Annotated in this window: 15 protein-coding genes and 1 pseudogene; 5 read left to right on the forward strand and 11 right to left on the reverse strand. The window is 39.7% G+C overall.

The window, feature by feature from the left end; all coding sequences use genetic code 11:
- The 5 genes and pseudogenes from PL9631_RS26170 to PL9631_RS14050 form a co-directional block, all read right to left on the reverse strand.
- A pseudogene (locus tag PL9631_RS26170) lies at positions 1-437 on the reverse strand (beta strand repeat-containing protein); the annotation flags it as partial.
- Positions 438-541: 104 nt separating this feature from the next.
- Positions 542-2,077 (reverse strand): SBBP repeat-containing protein, encoded by a 1,536-nt coding sequence (locus PL9631_RS14035; protein WP_331281267.1) that lies wholly within the window; start codon positions 2,075-2,077, stop codon positions 542-544.
- 50 nt (positions 2,078-2,127) lie between these two features.
- Positions 2,128-2,901, reverse strand: a complete 774-nt coding sequence (locus PL9631_RS14040; protein ID WP_083621253.1) for an SBBP repeat-containing protein — start codon at positions 2,899-2,901, stop codon at positions 2,128-2,130.
- Positions 2,902-3,269: 368 nt separating this feature from the next.
- Positions 3,270-7,118 carry a CHAT domain-containing protein gene (locus PL9631_RS14045; protein WP_156090574.1) on the reverse strand — a complete coding sequence of 1,283 codons (3,849 nt, stop codon included), beginning with the start codon at positions 7,116-7,118 and terminating at the stop codon, positions 3,270-3,272.
- A gap of 62 nt (positions 7,119-7,180) precedes the next feature.
- Positions 7,181-7,579: an allophanate hydrolase-related protein gene (locus PL9631_RS14050; protein ID WP_083621256.1), complete on the reverse strand. Its 399-nt coding sequence runs from the start codon at positions 7,577-7,579 to the stop codon at positions 7,181-7,183.
- A 258-nt stretch (positions 7,580-7,837) separates the two neighbouring features.
- Here PL9631_RS14050 and PL9631_RS14055 point away from each other — a divergent pair, with 258 nt between their 5' ends.
- Positions 7,838-9,130 carry a Zn-dependent hydrolase gene (locus PL9631_RS14055; protein ID WP_083621258.1) on the forward strand — a complete coding sequence of 431 codons (1,293 nt, stop codon included), beginning with the start codon at positions 7,838-7,840 and terminating at the stop codon, positions 9,128-9,130.
- 13 nt (positions 9,131-9,143) lie between these two features.
- On the opposite strand, the gene PL9631_RS14060 is transcribed toward PL9631_RS14055, so the two are convergent.
- Positions 9,144-9,818 (reverse strand): hypothetical protein, encoded by a 675-nt coding sequence (locus tag PL9631_RS14060; RefSeq protein ID WP_083621259.1) that lies wholly within the window; start codon positions 9,816-9,818, stop codon positions 9,144-9,146.
- A 160-nt stretch (positions 9,819-9,978) separates the two neighbouring features.
- Positions 9,979-11,430, reverse strand: coding sequence for an aromatic ring-hydroxylating dioxygenase subunit alpha (locus PL9631_RS14065; RefSeq protein WP_083621261.1), 1,452 nt, complete (start codon positions 11,428-11,430; stop codon positions 9,979-9,981).
- A gap of 73 nt (positions 11,431-11,503) precedes the next feature.
- Between PL9631_RS14065 and PL9631_RS14070 the strand changes: the two genes are divergently transcribed.
- A complete protein-coding gene (locus tag PL9631_RS14070; protein WP_083621262.1) occupies positions 11,504-12,484 on the forward strand; it encodes an aldo/keto reductase in 981 nt (326 codons plus the stop codon).
- A 42-nt stretch (positions 12,485-12,526) separates the two neighbouring features.
- Here the strand turns inward: PL9631_RS14070 and PL9631_RS14075 are convergent, their stop codons facing one another.
- Together PL9631_RS14075 and PL9631_RS14080 are read right to left on the reverse strand one after the other, a co-directional pair.
- Positions 12,527-12,745 carry a hypothetical protein gene (locus PL9631_RS14075; protein WP_083621264.1) on the reverse strand — a complete coding sequence of 73 codons (219 nt, stop codon included), beginning with the start codon at positions 12,743-12,745 and terminating at the stop codon, positions 12,527-12,529.
- 75 nt (positions 12,746-12,820) lie between these two features.
- Complete coding sequence (locus tag PL9631_RS14080; RefSeq protein WP_083621266.1) at positions 12,821-13,900, reverse strand: PDDEXK family nuclease; 1,080 nt, start codon at positions 13,898-13,900, stop codon at positions 12,821-12,823.
- 451 nt (positions 13,901-14,351) lie between these two features.
- Here PL9631_RS14080 and glyQ point away from each other — a divergent pair, with 451 nt between their 5' ends.
- The gene (glyQ, locus tag PL9631_RS14085; protein WP_083621312.1) at positions 14,352-15,233 is read left to right on the forward strand and encodes a glycine--tRNA ligase subunit alpha; all 882 of its coding nucleotides are present in this window, start codon (positions 14,352-14,354) and stop codon (positions 15,231-15,233) included.
- 109 nt (positions 15,234-15,342) lie between these two features.
- Here the strand turns inward: glyQ and dnaX are convergent, their stop codons facing one another.
- Positions 15,343-17,775: a DNA polymerase III subunit gamma/tau gene (gene dnaX / locus PL9631_RS14090; RefSeq protein WP_083621267.1), complete on the reverse strand. Its 2,433-nt coding sequence runs from the start codon at positions 17,773-17,775 to the stop codon at positions 15,343-15,345.
- 515 nt (positions 17,776-18,290) lie between these two features.
- Here dnaX and PL9631_RS14095 point away from each other — a divergent pair.
- Positions 18,291-19,160: a hypothetical protein gene (locus PL9631_RS14095; protein WP_083621269.1), complete on the forward strand. Its 870-nt coding sequence runs from the start codon at positions 18,291-18,293 to the stop codon at positions 19,158-19,160.
- Position 19,161: 1 nt separating this feature from the next.
- On the opposite strand, the gene PL9631_RS14100 is transcribed toward PL9631_RS14095, so the two are convergent.
- Positions 19,162-19,902 (reverse strand): phycocyanobilin:ferredoxin oxidoreductase, encoded by a 741-nt coding sequence (locus PL9631_RS14100; protein WP_083621270.1) that lies wholly within the window; start codon positions 19,900-19,902, stop codon positions 19,162-19,164.
- A gap of 90 nt (positions 19,903-19,992) precedes the next feature.
- Between PL9631_RS14100 and tatA the strand changes: the two genes are divergently transcribed.
- Positions 19,993-20,187 carry a twin-arginine translocase TatA/TatE family subunit gene (gene tatA / locus PL9631_RS14105; protein ID WP_083621272.1) on the forward strand — a complete coding sequence of 65 codons (195 nt, stop codon included), beginning with the start codon at positions 19,993-19,995 and terminating at the stop codon, positions 20,185-20,187.
- Positions 20,188-20,239: the final 52 nt, after the last annotated feature.

Consider the following 20,239-nt stretch of genomic DNA (forward strand, 5'->3'; position numbering starts at 1 on the left):
TCGGAGGGGTTAATATTAATGCCAATGGTATCGTTATCTATATTAGTTAGAGTCACATCATCGGGGTCAAAACCACTATAATTAGGGTCGTTACTAATCACCGTATTGGTAATAATAGAATAGGGCTGGTTTCCATCTTGAATATTATCGTCAACTCCGGTAACAGTAACGAGTTGGGAAATACTCCAATTGCTAGGAGTAAAGGTTAGGTCGGGAGTGGATACTATTCCTTCTTGTGGGTTACTGCTATTCAGATTAACAATAACATCCGATGTGGGTTGGGAGGTTAAAACCATCTGAAAATTAGCGGTTTCTCCGGTTTCGGTTGTCAGGGTATCGGTGGGGTTAATATTAATGCCAATGGTATCGTTATCTATATTAGTTATAGTCACATCATCGGGGTCAAAACCACTATAATTAGGGTCGTTACTAATCACAGTATTGGTAATAATAGAATAGGACTGGTTTCCATCTTGAATATTATCGTCAACTCCGGTAACAGTAACGAGTTGGGAAATACTCCAATTGCTAGGAGTAAAGGTTAGNCAGCTACACTAGCAATAATAGAATAACTAATATCTCCATCTTGAATATCATCATCGACTCCGGTAACGGTAACGAGTTGAGTGGTACTCCAGTTAGTGGAATTAAAGGTAACATTGGAAGTTGATAATGTTCCTTCAGTGGTGTCATTATTAGTTAGACTAATTAGAACATCTGATGTGGGTTGGGAATTTAAACCGATGTTGAAAGTAGCGCTTTCTAGGGTTTCTGAGGTGAGGGTGTCGGAGGGGTTAATATTAATGCCAATGGTATCGTTATCTATATTAGTTAGAGTCACATCATCGGGGTCAAAACCACTATAATTAGGGTCGTTACTAATCACCGTATTGGTAATAATAGAATAGGGCTGGTTTCCATCTTGAATATTATCGTCAACTCCGGTAACAGTAACGAGTTGGGAAATACTCCAATTGCTAGGAGTAAAGGTTAGGTCGGGAGTGGATACTATTCCTTCTTGGGGGTTACTGCTATTTAGATTAACAATAACATCCGATGTGGGTTGGGAGGTTAAAACAAGCTGAAAATTAGCGGTTTCTCCGGTTTCAGTTGTCAGGGTATCGGAGGGGTTAATATCAATTCCGACGGTATCGTTATCAGTAATATTAACTGTAACGGTATTTCCGGCTATTCCATCAACAGTAAAAACAAGATTAGGATCGAAACTAGAGCCAGAATGGGTGATAATACTGCTGTGATTTCCTTCTGCAACACGATCATTAATTACGGTAAAATTAACGGTTTTAGGAGTTAATGCGGTAGCATCAGGAGCAAAGTTTAAGGTAGTAGCAATTCCTGGACGTGCACCTAAATCAATTTCGGCATTAGAGGGAGTTAAGATAATAGTAACGGAAGAACTTGGAATAGAAGTTAAAGCAATTGTATAATTATCAATAATAGTTCCATCTTCAGTAACATTGGTACTATTTTTACTTTGAATAATACTTACACCAATGGGAGAAAAACCCCACTTAGAAACCAAGATGTCACTACGCCCTTGATTGGGCAGGTTTGTGCCACCACCCGGGTCAAAGTCTGTGGAATCAAAATCTCCTGTAGTGTAGACATTCCCGGCACTATCTAGGCTGATACCCCTGGCAAAGTCATCCTTACTTCCCCCCACATTCTTGGCCCACACGGGGTTGCCGCTGGTATCGAGTTTGGCAACAAAGATGTCAGTACGCCCAATCAAGGGCAGGCTTGTGCCTGTGCCCGGGTCAAAGTCTGTGGAATCAAAATCTCCTGTAGTGTAGACATTCCCGGCACTATCTAGGCTGATACCCCTGGCAAAGTCATCCTTACTTCCCCCCAAATTCTTGGCCCACACGGGGTTGCCGCTGGTATCGAGTTTGGCAACGAAGATGTCAGTACCCCCAATCAAGGGCAGGTTTGTGCCTGTACCCGGGTCAAAGTCTGGGGAATCAAAATTTCCACTGAGGTAGACAGTCCCCGTACTATCGGCGCTGATACCAGTGGTAAAGTCATCCTTACTTCCCCCCAAATTCTTGGCCCACACGGGGTTGCCACTGGTATCGAGTTTGGCAACGAAGATGTCAGTGCCCCCAATCAAGGGCAGGGTTGTGCCTGTACCCGGGTCAAAGTCTGGGGAATCAAAATTTCCACTGATGTAGACATTCCCGGCACTGGTGCTGATACCAGTGGTAAAGTCATCCTTACTTCCCCCCAAATTCTTGGCCCACACGGGGTTGCCACTGGTATCGAGTTTGGCAACGAAGATGTCACTACCGCCCTGATGGCGCAGGGTTTTGCCTGTACCCGGGTCAAAGTCTGNCTACCGCCCTGATGGCGCAGGGTTTTGCCTGTACCCGGGTCAAAGTCTGTGGAATCAAAATTTCCCGTGATGTAGACATTCCCGGCACTATCGGCGCTGATACCAGTGGTAAAGTCATCCTTACTTCCCCCCAAATTTTTTGCCCACAAGGGGTTGCCGCTGGTATCGAGTTTGGCAACAAAGATATCAGTACCGCCCTGATGGGGCAGGGTTTTGCCTGTACCCGGGTCAAAGTCTGTGGAATCAAAATTTCCCGTGATGTAGACATTCCCCGCACTATCGGTACTGATACCACTGGTAAAGTCATCCTTACTCCCGCCCAAATTTTTTGCCCACACGGGGTTGCCGCTGGTATCGAGTTTGGCAACGAAGATGTCACTACGTCCCTGATTGGGCAGGTTTGTGCCTGTACCCGGGTCAAAGTCTGTAGAATCAAAATTTCCCGTGATGTAGACATTCCCCGCACTATCGGTACTGATAGCACTGGTAAAGTCATCCTTACTTCCCCCCAAACTCTTTGCCCAAATATAATTATTATTTTCTGGCATCGTTTTTTTCCTACTAATTTATGATATTCCTTAAGCCGTTTTAAATGCTTAATTTCAGTTGATTTAATAAAATATTTATATGAATGCAATCACGCTTTTAACTCAACGCACTTTCCATCGGTTTGACCTAATCTCCCAACCCCTTGATAGTGGCTGGAGAACAGGTCAAAAGCATATTTTCCTAATGACAAAACAGCCCTGCCTATCTAGGAGAATAATGTAGAGATAGCTGGTAGATACGGATAAGCTTGTTAGCAGCAGAAAGATCGTTATAGCAACAATAATAACAAATTTTTTCCGCTTTGTGTTTAATTGATGAAAAGGGCTGGAGCTACTGGCAACGGGGGAAACTGGCACGACCCAAACCTTCACCAAGGACTGCCTATTAAGTTAAAACTTGCCCAATAGTAAGGGTGAACTAAGGAAAAATTATCTAAATTTCCGAGTTCTGGAGGCAGGGAAATTGCTATATTTTCGTCCGATAGCAATAAACGATTAGACTCAAATTTTGCTGTCCCTCGTATTAAGCTAATTTGTGCTTTTTGTAAAGCTTCTGCTTTGGTTGTGGTTTTGCTTAAATGGTGGTAAAACTCCGTCATTAATGCTAAAGTTCCCGCATCACTAATATACCATAAACTCGCCAAGACTGACTTCGCTCCAGATGCGATCGCTAATCCGGCAAACCCTAATTCTGCTTGATTATCCCCAATGGCAGTTCGACAGGCAGAAAGTGTTAATAAATCTGCTGTTGGGCTACTCCATCCCATTTGCCCCATTTGATCTAAAGTTAATTTTGTATCCCATAATTGAATAAAAGAATTGCGAGGACTACCCGACCGAAAATCCGCATGGGTGGCTAAATGGATAATAGCAGAAGGTTGGGCTTGATATTGTCGTTTGAGATTTTCTAAAGTAAACTGTTCATTCAAGAAATATTCTCCTTGGGCACGTTGTTCGGCAATGGTTTTGACTTCAGTGGGAACACTGGGTAACAAGTTTTGTTCTGCAAAAATCGAAGCCCCCATTGCTAAAACCTCCGCTTGAGAAATTGAACGATAGCGAGTATCTAAAGAGCTAAAACTCGGAACTTTACTCAAGGCATATTTTTCAATTAAAAATTGGTTACCATCATGAAGTGCCGCCAGGGGAAGGGATTTTAGTCCCGTATCTAAACTTAACATTAAAATATCAATTTGATTTTTCTTTAAAGTTTCCTGAATTGGTGCAATCATCCATTGATAAAGTTGTTGTGCAGATTGTAAATAACTGGTTGTATTCTGTTGGCGAAGGGATGTAATTTCACTAACAAATTCTGTTGTTTGGGCAAACAATTTTTCTGGAATTGCCTCTGGAATACTTTTCTGAACCACGGTATTTTCTAAAACCACGATTAATTCTAATTGCTTGTCGCGAGAATATATATAAATAACGGCTGTTTTTTTACCAGTTTTAGCCTGAATTTTTCTCAATTCTCCCTGGATTTCTGGTACAGTTAATGGTTTGCTGGAAGCGGGTTTTTCTAAATAATTAGTATATTCTAAATTAGCTAATTCTTCTAGTTTAACAACTGCTCCTTCTACATCACCAGAATCAAAACTTTGATTAATTCCTAAACGAAGATTATCAATAGAAGTTTCTATAATACTGGGATTATTTACAGTTACCTTTTCAATGGTAACTTGATTATTCTCATTCGTTCTAACAGTGAGTTGATCTTTATTTTCGGGTAATTGATTCTGTATTCTCACATCAATGGACGAGTCAATATTCAATACTTGCTCATTCTGAGTCACTCCTATATTTGGAACGTCCAAATCTGATTCTATCAAAACAGTAGGAGGGGTTTGCAAAAGTATTTCAGATTGTTGCCTCACACCTTGGATAATACCTCTAGGAATTGGTGTGGGAATATTAGTTGGAATGGGCGTGGGAATATTCGTGGGAATTGGTGTGGGAATATTCGTGGGAATTGGTGTGGGAATATTAGTTGGAATTGGTGTGGGAATATTAGTTGGAATTGGTGTGGGAATATTAGTTGGAATTGGGGTGGGAATATTCGTGGGAATTGGGGTGGGAATATTCGTGGGAATTGGGGTGGGAATATTCGTGGGAATTGGGGTGGGAATATTCGTCGGAATTGGGGTGGGAATATTCGTCGGAATTGGGGTAGGAATATTCGTCGGAATTGGTGTGGGAATATTAGTTGGAATCGGGGTGGGTTCTGCTGTAGGCTGTGGTGTGGGTTCTGCTGTAGGCTGTGGTGTAGGCTCTGCTGTAGGCTGTGGTGTAGGCTCTGATGTGGGTTCGGGAGGGGCTGTATAATTGGTACTAATTATAATATTTCCTTGGGTAAAATTTGCGGGAGGTACGGGAACAATAAAACCTGATTGTAAGGTTTCCGAACCTGTTTTAATAGCCCCAGCAGTTCCATTTTTACTAGCATCTCCAATACTAAAAGGAGTCTCAACACCGCCTCTATGTTGAATCAGAATATTGCCATCACCATTTCCCCCCCCCGATGAAATACTAACATTAATTCCAGTTGAATCCGTAAAGTTTCCTTGAACTCGAAATAAATTTTCTGTGGCGATAGAAATATTACCTCCATCTGAAATTAGAGTTCCAGATATCGTAATATTTCCGATTCCTTCCAATTCAATATTTCCTCCAGAGGTAGCGATAGAATCAACAACAATTTCTCCGGGGGATTGTAGGATAACAGGCCCCCCTGCGGTGGTAATATTGCCGACAGAGATATTATTCCCCAGGTTTTGAGTAGAATTAATAAAAAAGGTATCGTTAATTGTTGTATTTTCCTGGAAAGTTGGGGAATTAGTTAATGTTTGTCCTGAACGTAATATTAAACTCGGATTACTCCTTAAAATTTCGGCATCAATATCGCTGGTATTTACCTCAGTATCCGCTTGAGTAATATTAATATCTCCTCCCTGAATTGAACCTTGAGCTTCTATTTTTAAGGAGGCTCCGCTATAATCTCCAAAAATCACATTTCCATCAGCATAAATAATCGGGTCATAGAAACTAAAAAAGGTTCCGCCCGTTCCCGATAAATTTAATATTTGGAAGTTTCCCTCGGCTGCAAAATGAGCATCTCCCGAAATTAATCCATCACTAATTAAGGTTAAATTCCCTCCTGCTTGTAGGGGAATTTCTGGAAAATTCATGGCTAATATATCAATATTTTGATTCCCTTGAATCGTAATATTTCCCCCAGCAAAGGCTTGAAAAGGGGTTTGACCATCCCGAATAGTAACGGTATTTCCAGCCAATAAATTTAAGTTTTCTGTGGTGGAAAGTTGACTTTCAATTAAGGTTAAATTATGATTAGCATTAAAAAAAGCGTTATCGGCAATTGTAACAGTATTTAATAAAACAATATCCCCGGATTGTACGGGTTTTCCTTGACTTAAAACAATTTCTCCAGCTTGATTAATAGTAATATTTGTAGCTTCTTTTAAACCTGAACCCGTTAATAATTCTGGTAGAGATAAGGGCGGAATTACTGAATTTTCACTCTGACTTGAAGGAATAATTTCTAAACTGAGTAGATAACCCGCTTGACTCATTCTAACTAAGTTTTCCCCGGGTACGGTTTGAACTAAAATTGTGCCACCTTGTAGGGAACCTTGATTAATAATAGTTCCGGCTAGTAAGGTTAATTGTTGTTCTGTACCGACTTTTAATTCAGCTAAATTAATTACACTTCCAGGTTGAGAAGCATTAAAGACAAAGGCGTTAGGATTGCCCACAAGCTGACTCCAATCAGCATCTCCGACGGCATTAAACCAACTCGAATTAAAGCCAATACCATCGGCGGTTGTGGCTAAAAAAGACGCCGGAACATCTAAGCGGGCATGGGAACCAAAAATCATCCCCGCCGGATTCATTAAAAATAGATTAGAGTTGCCGCCCGTAACTTGAATTAATCCATCAATAAAAGATGGACTTCCCCCATTAATTCGCCCTAAAATATTTTGAATATTGGGGGTAGAAATAAAATTAATAATTTGATTTTGGGGAACATTAAACTGTTGAAAACTATGGAATAAATTTGCCCCATCCCCCGATACTTTTCCCCCAGTAATATTAATCTGAACTGGGGAACTCCCTGGGACTGTTACGGGTGTAACAAAGGTTCCTGTATGATCATTTGCAGGAATAACGGATTGAGCTTTAACCAGAGAAGATCCTATCATCAACCCGGGACTGCTCAACAAGACAGAAATGAGAAAGGATGGGGATATTTTGGTCATAGGAATCAACTGATTGGATTTGATTCTTTATACGCAGCCCAACCGCCAAAAGCAGAAATATCTGGCCATCGATAGTGTTCGACTAATTCCCGGGGATAGAGCATGGCGGTTAGGACTTCCCCATCTTCTAACTTGATATCCCCTGGATACATATTTGGAGGTTCGTTAATCAGTAAATGTTCATACTGGGCCTGGGAAATTTCATAGACTTCTCCTGGGATAGAAATTCCGCCTTCTCCTATTTCATAAATCGCCGGATGCCAACCATTATCCGCCGCGTGTAAGCGATATAGGGGTAAGGTTTTAGCAGATTTAATCAATTTTGCTTCCCCTAAATTTTTATGATCTGGTTGACCCTGGAGGGCTGAACCACAAATAAAGATGCGTTTAGTTTTATCTGTCATATTTTTATATAGAAGGGAATGAGGAATTACGAATTACGAATTACGAATTACGAATGGGTTAGACAAGATTTCACCCTCATCAGTTGGTGTCCCAATTGCCAGGGGCGATCGCTTATAAATTTATAGTGGTTTTTGAGATTGTAGAGTACACTTTATACAGTATTTTGGCACAGAAATCAAGAGAATTGTGGAGAGAATAAAAAATAGAGGTTAAAAAAGATTAAATTTTGATTTATTAGTTTTCAGGAGAATCAAATTATGGTTATGATTACCCAAATTCGTATTAATAGCGATCGCCTACACCATCGAATTAATACTTTAGCCCAAATCGGTCAACAGCCTTCAGGAAGTATTTGTCGTCTCGCCTTTTCCCCGGAAGATCTACAGGCGCGTGCTACCGTCAAACAGTGGATGCTAGAGGCGGGAATGACCGTCAGAACCGATCCGGCTGGAAATCTCATCGGCCGATATCCGGGCAAAAGTCCCACGGCTCCGGCTTTAGCGACGGGTTCCCATATCGACACCGTACCCACGGGCGGACGCTATGATGGAGCTTTGGGCGTATTAGCTGGCATAGAAGTAGCACACACTTTAAAAGACCATGATCTACAACTCCACCATCCCCTAGAAGTGATAGTCTTTAACGACGAAGAAAGTACCATGATCGGTGCTCAGGCGATCGCAGGGACGGTGTTACTCAATGCTCCAGATCGTTATCAATCGAAGGCGGGAGAGTCGATTCAAGACTGTTTAGCCCGGGTTGGGGGAAACTGGGATAACCTAGCAACGGCAGCACGCTCACGGGCCGATCTGGTGGCGTTTGTGGAACTGCACGTTGAACAGGGGGCGATATTAGAGCAAAATGGAGTTTCTATTGGAATTGTGCAGGGAGTGGTGGGCATGGAGCGCCTAAAAATTACGATTATGGGAAAAGCTAACCACGCTGGAACAACGCCCATGGAAATGCGACAGGATGCCCTAGTCGCGGCGGCAGAATTAATTTTATCCGTGCAACAAATAGCGTTAAAAATGCCTTCCCAACCCGTAGCAACCGTAGGATATCTTAATGTCTTACCCAATGCAGTTAATATTATTCCCGGACAGGTAGAACTTTCTGTAGATATGCGAGATTTATCCCAAAATTGTTTAGAAGAAATGTTAGCACAATTGCAGGATAAAATAATAGCGATCGCTAATTCAACTCATACCCAAATTTCCATAACTCCCTTACTCAGTGTTAAACCCACCTTAGCAGCTTCTGAAGTTCAATCCACAATTGAATCTGTTTGTCAACAGTTAGAATTAAATTATGATTATCTTCCCAGTCGTGCCGGACATGATGCCTTAGAAATCGGCAGAATTACCAATATGGGCATGATTTTTGTCCCCTCAAAAGGAGGCTTTAGTCATTCCGAAGCCGAATATACCTCCCCCGAACAGTGTACCCAAGGAGCCAATGTATTATTCCAAACTTTATCGGCATTGGATCAAAAATACAAAACCTTTTTAGGAGATATTAGTAAAGAACAAACAAAGCCTAAACTCAATTAATTGATCTAATCAATTAGACGGCTTCTCGAAATTCAAATTGATCACACCAGCCATGAAAATCTAGGTGAGGAAAAGGCGGTTCTATATCCAGGGGAGTCAGTCGAATAATATAACTAACTAGGATTAAATTTCCATTTTCATCATAGCCTTCTTCCTCCAAATCATCATCTTCATTAAAATCTTTAGAATGTTTGAGAGAGGATAAATGTTGATAGGCGGTCAGGCTCGATTGATAAGCATAAATTTCGACCAAATATTCTGCGGGTGGAACATCAAACACTTGAAAGATTTCATAATTTTCTTGAGGCGGATTACCTGAAATTGCATGGGCTAAATCTTCAGCATAACCTCCTCCACAAAGCACAACAAACTTGCCACAGGGAATGTTTAATTTCCAAGCCAACCGACCCAGCCATTGATCTTCTTCTTCCTGTGTTAAGTTACCCACAACTATCAGAGTGGCTCTATCAAGAGCGCAGTCACCGTCAAAACCAACGGGAATACAAATTCCTTGCCTCAAAAGTGGTTCAATTTCTTGGGCAGTGCCATTGAGTAAAATATTGGATAGTTGAGTTGGTTCTAGGTTGCTACCTCCTAAACTGGCGGAAGTGAGCAAATAATCATGACCATCACAGAAAAAATTAGGCGAAATGGGAATCCGAATATTAGATTGTTTAGACTGATTCATGAGCCTCACGGGTTATGATGAATAGATACCCTGAAAATCAATTTTAAACCATTATGGAACTGATCGGAAACCCTTAAATATAGATTACTAATCATGAGGAAGATAGGACAAAACCCGCTCAGGCGGGTTAATTTTAGGGTTCTGTCAACCGCTAATACAATTAATCATTATGAGCGTGTTCAAACTCATAAATATAGAATAAACGACTAAATTTTTTCAAGAAATATCCAGAGGTTGCAAAAGCGATCGCCGATCCCAATAATACCCAAAATCCCATAGGAGGCATTGCCATTAATTGATGAACCGTCCGAGCATCAACCATGACCGCCAACCCAAAACAAAGGATAGCAGCCATATTAGAAAAAACCGTTAATCTGTTAATATTTTTTAGGGCATTTTGACAGACTTGACAGTTTTGGGTGTGCATCGTCCAAACATCAAATAGTTGTTGTTTATTTAAGTCGGCGGGGGGAAGGTTTGAATTACAGTTTTCTGGCCAAGGAATACCTCCTGCTGCCCGTTTTTCTAACCATTGACGGAACGTAATCACCATTTTATCTTGAGGATTCGGGATAAAAACTTCCTCTAACCAACGTTTATCTTTTCGTTTAGCTAAAGTTTTTTCCTGGTAGTGCAAAAACACTAAATCTTGGTGCATAAACAACGAAGCTAAGACATGATTTAACCAAGTCGGCATCGATAAGGCAAAGAACCCCAACCCGGCAGGTTTTTTACCCTGTTTACTTTTAATTAAAACCTGACAGCCAAAGTTACGACACCATCCCGGACGAGTGGGAGTTGCATACAACGCCAAGATCATTTTTCCTCCATCTATATTGGTAGAAAAAATTCTCATGTGGCAGGGGGGTTGAAAATCATGAACCGCTTCTTGGAGACTAGATGCCGTCGGTTTAATTTCAAAAGCAAATCCGTCTTGAGTTGATATTTTCCGCCGGGAAATCATGTCATAATATTTGGCATCTTTGTAGCGATTCCCAACAATTCCATGATGGGAAACCGGAACATGGGCGGGGTCGGAAACGTTCTCCATAAAGAAATCCCAACCGTAGGGAATATCACGAAAACCCCAAGGTAACTTGACAATTTGATCAGAGTTTTCCTCTAATTCAGGAACTAGACGAGGGGCTCTTAACTGACTCTCCTGTTGCGCTTGGGAACCAGATTCTCCCCAAACCCATAATAAACCCTGACGTTCTTGGGTGGGATAAACAACGGCGCAGGATTTGGGATTGGAACAATGTTTGGCTTCGGTTTCTGCATCTTGAGACTGGGGAATGCTAACACAATGTCCCTCGCTATTGAACCGCCAAGCATGATAGGCGCACAGAAGTGTGCCATCGGACTCGACTCGACCTTCGGATAAGGGGACAAGGCGATGGGGACAAGCATCGGCAAAACACCGCCATTGACCTGAACCATCCCGCCATAGGACAATATCTTCACCTAACAATTGCATGGCATGGGGACGAGTTGGGTCAAGAAACTCGACCACGGCGACGGGATACCATTGTTTTGTCCATTGAAATTGTTCGGTTTCGGTTTCGGGAAATTCAGCAAGGGTGGTGTTCAAGTCTTGTTGTAGGGAGGTCATAAATTTTCTACTCGTTGAACTCAAATAGTCTAACCCCTCTTAATATAAACATTATTTAGAAAAATCAAAACCAATGGAAAGCCGTCAAAAATTAGATCTTCCTGCAATGGGATGCGGAACCTGGGCCTGGGGAAATCGCCTCTTATGGGGTTATGATCCTAGTATGGATACACAGTTACAACAAGTATTTAATTTGTGTGTCAGTCGGGGTGTCACCTTATTTGATACGGGAGATTCCTACGGTACAGGGAAATTAAATGGACGCAGTGAATCGCTTTTAGGACAGTTTTCTCAAGAATATCAAGGAATAAATCAAGAGCAAATTTGTATCGCCACAAAATTAGCCCCCTATCCCTGGCGATTAACTCGCAAATCGATGATTAATGCCTGTGAAAATTCAGCCAAACGGTTAGGAAAAAATGTCGATTTAGTTCAAATGCACTGGTCTACAGCTAATTACGCTCCTTGGCAAGAAGGGAATTTATTAGATGGTTTGGGAGATTTATATGAACAGGGATTAGTTAAGGGAGTGGGGTTATCAAATTATGGGCCAAAACGGTTAAAAAAAGTTTATCAAAAATTAGCAGATCGGGGGATTCCGATTTCAACTTTACAGGTACAATATTCTTTATTATCTACTTATCCTGTAACCGAATTAGGGTTAAAAAAAGTTTGTGATGAATTAGGAATTAAATTAATTGCCTATAGTCCGTTAGGGTTAGGATTATTAACCGGAAAGTTCTCGGAAAATACTCCTTTACCTAAAGGGATTCGGGGGGGATTATTTAAAAAATTATTACCCGGAATTCAACCGATTTTAGGTTGTTTGAAAGAAATTGCCGATTTTCGGTCTAAAACTTTAACCCAAGTTGCTTTAAATTGGTGTATTTGTAAAGGTACAATTCCGATTCCTGGGGCAAAAAACCTAGAGCAAGCTAAAGATAATTTAGGGGCGTTGGGGTGGTATTTGGACTCAGGAGAAGTTGCAGCGTTAGATAATGCTGTGATGCGTTCTAATCAACAAATGGTACAGAATATTTTCCAGACTTCTTGATTTTTACAAATTTTATTATTAATGATAGCCAACTCTGAACAGTTAGCAATCATTACCTGTTTCTTCTCGTTGTTCCTGAATGAACTCATCGACTAAATTGGGTTCAGGGTATTGAGATTTTAAAATCCCTCGTAATTTTCCCTTTGGGCGTTGGGTTTCGGTTTCTTTTGCAAGTTCTAGCAACACTATCCGTTTTTGTTCTAGTGGTAATTGTTGGATCAGATCAATAATTTGTTCTATTGTTATAGTTAAGGTGGGCATAAGGATTGTTTTTAAAGATTAAATTAAGATAGCGAATATTAGAATAATATGATATTTTTCAGTATAACACAAATATTATCTAACAGACCAATCCTCTAAAGCCATCTGGATTATACTGTCTACCGAGGTAAAATCAGAAGCATCAACTGGTCTTAGTTTTTGACGAGATTTCATATATTTTCGATAATTGATATAATAATCTTGGAAATTGTCGAAAATTTCATTAATACCAGTAATTTGAAAAGGATACTTAAGCTGAAAACCGCCCTCTAAGTGTAATATAGTATTAAAATCCAACAATTGAGTAACCTGAACAAAATCTTCAGTTTGTATATCTATTTCATCTACTCCTTTAATCCATTTGGCTTGTCTAGGCTGAAATGCAACAGTCGGTAAACAAACATACAATTGCAACTTACCTGATCCTATATTTTCTTCAGGAAAGTAATTAAAACCAGCACAGGTTTTATTAGTTAAAATTTGTTTTTTTGAATCAAATTTTGTAAATAAAATTTCTTTGTAAGTTCGTCCTGTATAATTGACTTTTTCTTCAATTTTGATCTCTGAATTATAAGATAGTATTTTTTGAATGATTAATAAAACTCTTTCTCTAATTTCTGGTTTATCTAACAAATATCCCTGAATAAAGGAAGGTAAAGACTCAAATAATGAATCTTCTATGATTTCAATTGGAATTTTTGATAAAACTCTATTGTCAAGTTTTTTTAAAAGCAAAAAATATTCTCCATTCTCATATTGTTTCAGTTCATGGGTTAATAATAAGCAATCAGGAATCATCTTTTGAGCATAATCAATGGTTGAACTATTAAAGTGTGAAGCGATCGCAATTAAAAGAAATTTTTTACTAAAATCTACTCGTTCAAAATTAGGATCTTGATGAGATTCTTTTCTGAAAAAATCTTGATATCTTAATAGTTGATCTATACTCGTTTTTCCTTCTCCTTTTTTAAGCTCTAATATTGCCAGTCTACCTTCTGGGTTAACTCCTAATATATCAGAACGATTTTGTTTATTAATAAAATATTGTTTTTTAACTGGATCTAAATTAAGCAAGGGTTTGAGATGTAACCAGATAAATTCTTCGAGTAATGCTTCAGACTTGAGCAAAAATTTTCCCTTGGACTGTCTTAACATGATTTTTATAAAAATAGCCTATTTTATTATCAACCAAACTTGAAACTAACGCTATATTAATATACCATTAATTTGTAGAGGCAGGTTCCGTAGGGTTCTTGACATCCTACCGTTAATCTTTGTAAACCCGTCCTCCTTTTTTCAAGAATTAAATAAAAGGGCGGGTTTATATAGGTTGAGGATGGAATTTTAATATTTTTGTAGAACCCGCCCCTACACATTTATGTAAAAATATTAGAGAAAACGAATTGTGTTAGAATAGAATCAGAATAATGATAGGAAATTAACAATAAATGGAAAATACTGGGGTATTAGATGCGGTCATGGGGGGAATAGCGATCGCAATTTTAATTGGAGGATTAGTAATGCTATTTAAAGGCATTTCATCCATGCCCAAAAATTAGTGGTAAAATTGGTTAACGTAAAAACAATTAGATCAGAATTACATCCCGTGAATTTTCAATCAATTATTGCTACCCTGAATCAATTTTGGAGCGATCGCGGCTGTTTGATTGCCCAATCCTATGATACCGAAAAAGGGGCGGGAACCATGAACCCCCATACCTTTTTACGCGCCATTGGCCCGGAACCCTGGTCGGTCGCCTATGTCGAACCCTGTCGTCGTCCCACCGATGGCCGTTATGGAGAAAACCCCAACCGTTTTCAGCATTATTATCAATATCAAGTGTTAATTAAACCCTCACCTAATAATATTCAAGAGGTTTATTTAGACTCCTTGAGACTGTTAGGAATTCACCCCGAAGATCATGATATTCGCTTTGTAGAAGATAACTGGGAATCTCCTACTTTGGGCGCTTGGGGTGTGGGTTGGGAAGTCTGGTTAGATGGGATGGAAATTACCCAATTTACCTATTTTCAACAATGCGGAAGTATTGATTGTCGTCCCGTTTCCATTGAGATTACCTATGGTTTAGAACGTCTAGCCATGTATCTACAAAATGTGGATGCAATGACTAAAATTTCTTGGACTGATAGCATTAATTATGGGGATGTGCACCTCCAGGGAGAAATAGAACAATGTACCTATAATTTTGAGGCTTCCAACCCAGAATTTTTGTTTACTTTGTTTGGACTTTATGAACAGGAAGCGGAACAATTAATCGAAAAAGGATTGGTTTTACCGAGTTTAGATTATGTTCTCAAATGTTCCCATAGTTTCAATTTATTGGATGCTAGGGGAGTGATTGCGGTGACAGAAAGAACCCGTTATATTGGTCGAATTAGAAATTTAGCTAGACGGGTCGCCCAACGCTATTTAGAACAGCGAGAACAGTTAGGTTTCCCCTTAGAAAAAACCTCCCTAGCTAGATAAACAAGTAGGGTGCGTAAGCTCCACACACGCACCACTCCACTTAACAATATAGCATTTTTTAATGCTATGAGATACTGGGTATTTTGGAAGAAATCCCAAATACACGAAATTAAAAATCATCATAATTTTCTTCATCGTGATCATCAGTTTCTATGAAATTCTCATTTTCATTGATTTCAATAAAATCAGCTTTTTTGTCTGATAAAGTAGCGGTTTTAGCTGTGGGTTTTTCTTCTAATTCAATGATTTTTCCTTGAAAAAAATCGACTAACGTTTGAGATGCGATCGCTACCGCTTGAGTATCTGCTTGTTCAGGACTTATAGGAAGTGTTTCTACTTTTTCAATCGGTTTAAATGAATGATTATTAATCGTTTCAATTTGATTCTGTTTATTAATATTCTGATTTGGAGATTCAGAAATTTGTTGTTGTTCTTGAGTATTAATTACAGGAGTTTGTACAACTTCAGGCGAATAAACCCTAGGATTTTCAACGGGGGGATAGGTGGGCGACGGGGGAGTTACGTCTTGAATTTGATTAACAGAATTTCCGCCTCCGGTATCAAAATTAATTTTAACAAAATGACCAAAAACCTGCTGAAAGGCTTTTTCTAAACTGGATAATTTTTGTTTAGTTTGTGCCATTTTTAAGAGGTTTGGAGAAGCTATTTTAATCACAGCAACTTCAGAATTACACTTAGTTAAATGTCCAGTTTGACGAAACATTTGTTGTGTTGAATAGGGTTCAATATAAGCCAATACCTGTTGCCAAATTTGATCTAAATTAGCATCAGTAACAATAGGTGCTTCTGCGGGAGTTGCGGGAATTTCTGCTTTAACTTGCGGTTGGGTTTGCGGTTGAGGTTCTGCGGTATAGGTGGGTTGAGGAGTGGGGGAATAAACAGGGTTTTGAGGTGGGTGTGAAGGTTCTGAACGTTGCACAAAGGGAATGGTTTCGGGTTGAGGTTGAACCGTTCTTTGAGGAGTTTGGGTAACAGTAACAGTTTGAGTTATAACAGATTTTTGTAACGCTGCTGGAAGTAACCCTAATAATATAATTTCTAACCATAAACGCGGTTGAGTTGAATGTTTAATTTGAGCTTCACTTTCGCGTAAATGTTTCTGACCTGCTAATATAATTGTACTATCCCAACGGTGGGAAAATTGACACAGTTTTTCCCAAGTTGGTTGGGTCAAAGCGACTAAATCAGAACGAGTTGATGCCGTTTTAGCGATTAATAAATCTCGATAAAATCCGGCTAAATTTTGCAGAACAATTAAAGGTTCCCGTCCTCGGTTTAAGAGGTTACGAATACAGTCTAAAATAATAGCCGTATCCCCGGAATCAATAGCTTCTAATAAACTGATTAAGTCCCGTTCAGGAACCGCCCCCACTAAATCCCAGACTTTTTCAACGGTAATTTCACCGGATAATAAACTGAGTTGGTCAAGTAAACTTTCAGCATCCCTTAACCCCCCCTGAGCAATTTGAGCCACCATAAAAACCGCATCATCAGCAATATTAATATTTTCCTGTTGAGCAATATATTTTAAATGTTTGATCATCGAATCTAAGGGTATTCGCCGAAAATCAAACCGTTGACATCGAGAAATAATAGTAGGTAAAACCCGTTGAGGGTCAGTGGTTGCTAATACAAATACGACTCGATCTGGAGGTTCTTCTAAGGTTTTTAAGAGGGCATTAAACGCGGCGGTACTTAACATATGACAGTTATGAACTAAAAGTCCATTAGCGACAAAGTTATGATGATCTTCTACTTCAATATCATAAACTTTAGCGATTTCTCCGGCTTGAACAGATACGACTGTTTCTAAACTTGTATTCCATTGAGTAAATGAAGGTTCCACACCCACATTCACAGGGGATAATATCTTCATTCCTTCTCTGACGTTTTTTGCTTCTATCCATCCTGTTTCTGTTCTTAATAAATGATTACCTGTACATCTAATTTCGCAATTATTTGTTTTAATAATCAGGGTGGAACGTTCTCCTTGATCTAACCATCGAAGAACTTTTTTATATTCCCAAATTCCTTTATCTTCGTTATAACTTAAAACTTCTTTTCCTTTCAATTGGGGATTATCAATTCGGATGAGTCCTTCACGGGTCTGAACTAAACTATCTCCAGTTAAACATTCATCTATAACATATACTTTATACCGACATTGAACCGGGGCAAATTGCGATCGCTCAATTAATTCTCTAATATTATCAACCCCGGTATTACTGGCGGCGTCAATTTCAATAACATCCAAGGTTGAGCCATTGGTAATCCCTTTACAAATATCACAAACCCCGCAAGGAGTGGCCGTCGGAGTGGCATTTGCCGAACAATTCAGAGATTTGGCCAAAATTCTGGCACTCGAAGTTTTTCCCGTTCCCCTTGGCCCGGTAAATAGGTAAGCCGGGGCGATGCGTTGAGACTCGATCGCATTAGTGAGGGTGGTGGCGATCGCCTCTTGTCCGACCAAATGGGCAAAGGTTTGGGGACGGTATTTGTGGTGTAGGGGTTCGTAACTCACAACGCAATATTAAAGTTAAGGGAACAGGAAACCGTCTTAGCTAGAATAGCAGTAGAGGATTAAAAATCAACCAGGGTGGTACTCTCGTACCGCAAAATCCAAGGACTCCAGTGATGTAGGGGGAAACTGTTGACACTCCTGTGGGGGATAGGATCAGTATCATGATAGTAATTGAACTGACCTGAACCATTTCCTGATTTTTTCCCAAATCCTAGACAAAGCAACGGAATTTTTGATAACTTGGAGTTAAATAGATTCATCATGGCGAGATCGGTGGTTTATTTTTGTTTCTTTTAATAGCCGGGAATTGTATCAAATAGCAAAGGTATAAAATTTCTGAATAACATCAAATTAAAGGAGAATAACAAATAATTAAAATAAATTTAATCTGATCGTTAGAAGAGTACGGATGTACCATTATCCTACTGTTTCCATTGTAACCGATCTTGGATCGGTTGTAACGGTTTTACCCCAAAGTTCGGGAAATTCAGTATACAGTTTAGTGATTATAACTTATGTCTAATCAAATTATCCTAGTTCAGCCTTTACTAGCCGCAAAGCCCCCAAAACCCCCAGCTAAAAGCCCTCAACTGAGTACGGATCTAATCTGGATGGGGGCGACGGGTGTTTTGTTCGTTTTACTATTAGGAAGTATAATTTTTTTCAAAATCAAAACTAAGGCTTTAACTAAACAGGTAAACACAGAAATATTTAGGAATAAAGAGCTCCAGAAAAAATATAAATTGGCGGTGGGAACTATTGCCAAAATGGAGAAAAATCCCGACTTAATTCACTCCCGGGAATTTAACTTAGATTACCTCAGAATGCGGATGGCGGAGGATGTTTTCCACTATGCCATTATCGTTCAAATTAAGATGAAAGTTAAACAACAAATTTCCATCGCCCTCCGCCCCACTCAAACCGCCGTGGGAGAACAAAGCAATGCTGGAACAGCCCGTCAAGTGGATTCTATCTTTGATGTCGAATATGAAACGGGGATTGCTGGAGATTCCAAAAAACGGGTATTATTTCGGATTCAAGTGCGACTGATGAAGTTACCCACCCAATCGACATCTACTACAATTAATGAAATTATTGATTGTTTAGAAACCTATTTAAGTCCTAGTGATGAACATGATAATTGGCAACCCACTATTCAAGGACGAATTGTTCATATTGAATGGGATCAAAAAGCTAAACCAACGCCTTTGTTGGTATTAGAACAATCGAATGAAGGAGTGAATGTGACATTCCGTACTACTCGACCTGCGGGGATCAAATCATCACCCCATGACACTCCCGTTGAAGAAACAACCCACAGCAAAACTCAAAGCAAAACTCAACGAAAAAAAAGCAGTAAATCAGAATCTACTAAATCTACTTAAGTTAGCTTTTAGCTAGATCAAATAAAACCGTTGTCATATAGTTATTAGCCCATTCTTCACCAAAGGCTTTTTCTAGGACACGGCGAGTTTTATCGTTTTGTTGTTGTTGAGTACAATATCGTTCTTGACCAGCAATAATTTCTAATTTCTGTTCCTCGGAAATCGGGTTTTGAGCGATCGCATATTCACAATGAACTTTCAAATATTGCGTCACAATTTGCAAAAATTGAGTTTCTTCTTCCGGTGTTGTCGGTCGAATAAATAAACAAAATTCCGAAAAAATATCTCCCCAAGTGGGAATTTCCCGGGGTTGGGAAAACTGTTGTTGGGGTTGAGGTTGTAATTGCTGTTGATAGGGTAACGGTAAACTGCGGTCTAAATGGGTTGGGGATAAATCCACAATGGCGGCACTAATTTGGCCCCGTCCCCCCACTAAATCCGCCCCAAACATGGGGATATCATATTCCACCCTGGGAAACATCACGCAATGGAGAATGTCAAGGTTTTGGCCAACTTTTGCCAATTCTAAATGGAGTTTGCGAAAGTGTTGGGTTTGATAACACTTATTTTCAATGATCAGCTTTTCCCCTTCTAGGCGTCCCTCCACATATCCTAAATCTTCTGGTAAATGGTAGGGTTCCAAATCCAGATATTGATGCCAACTGGCCTCAATTTGATTAGCGAGTTGGCGGATGAGGGAGTGCTGTTGTTCTCGGATCGAGGGGGTAGCAGTGTTCACCATGGAAGTATTTTAATCATTTCGGACTTATATTTTAAAATATCAGTTTAGGATGAACATTAACTCATCTCTTTAGAAAAGTAGCTTAAAATTATGTTTGGTTTAGGTTGGCCGGAAATTGCAATTATTTTAGTGGTGGCGGTGTTAATTTTTGGCCCTAAAAAAATTCCTGAAATTGGAAAAAGTTTAGGCCAAAGTCTCAAAGGGTTTAAAGATGGATTCTCCACCCCCCCAGATATTTCTGATTCAGTCTCGGAGGAGACAGAACAGAATTCCCACAAGTCCTAATTTCTTCAAACCCCGTAGGGGCGGGTTCCGTACTAATATCCGTTTCCAACAA

It is taken from the genome of Planktothrix paucivesiculata PCC 9631 (genome assembly GCF_900009265.2).
GTDB classification, from domain to species: Bacteria; Cyanobacteriota; Cyanobacteriia; order Cyanobacteriales; family Microcoleaceae; genus Planktothrix; species Planktothrix paucivesiculata.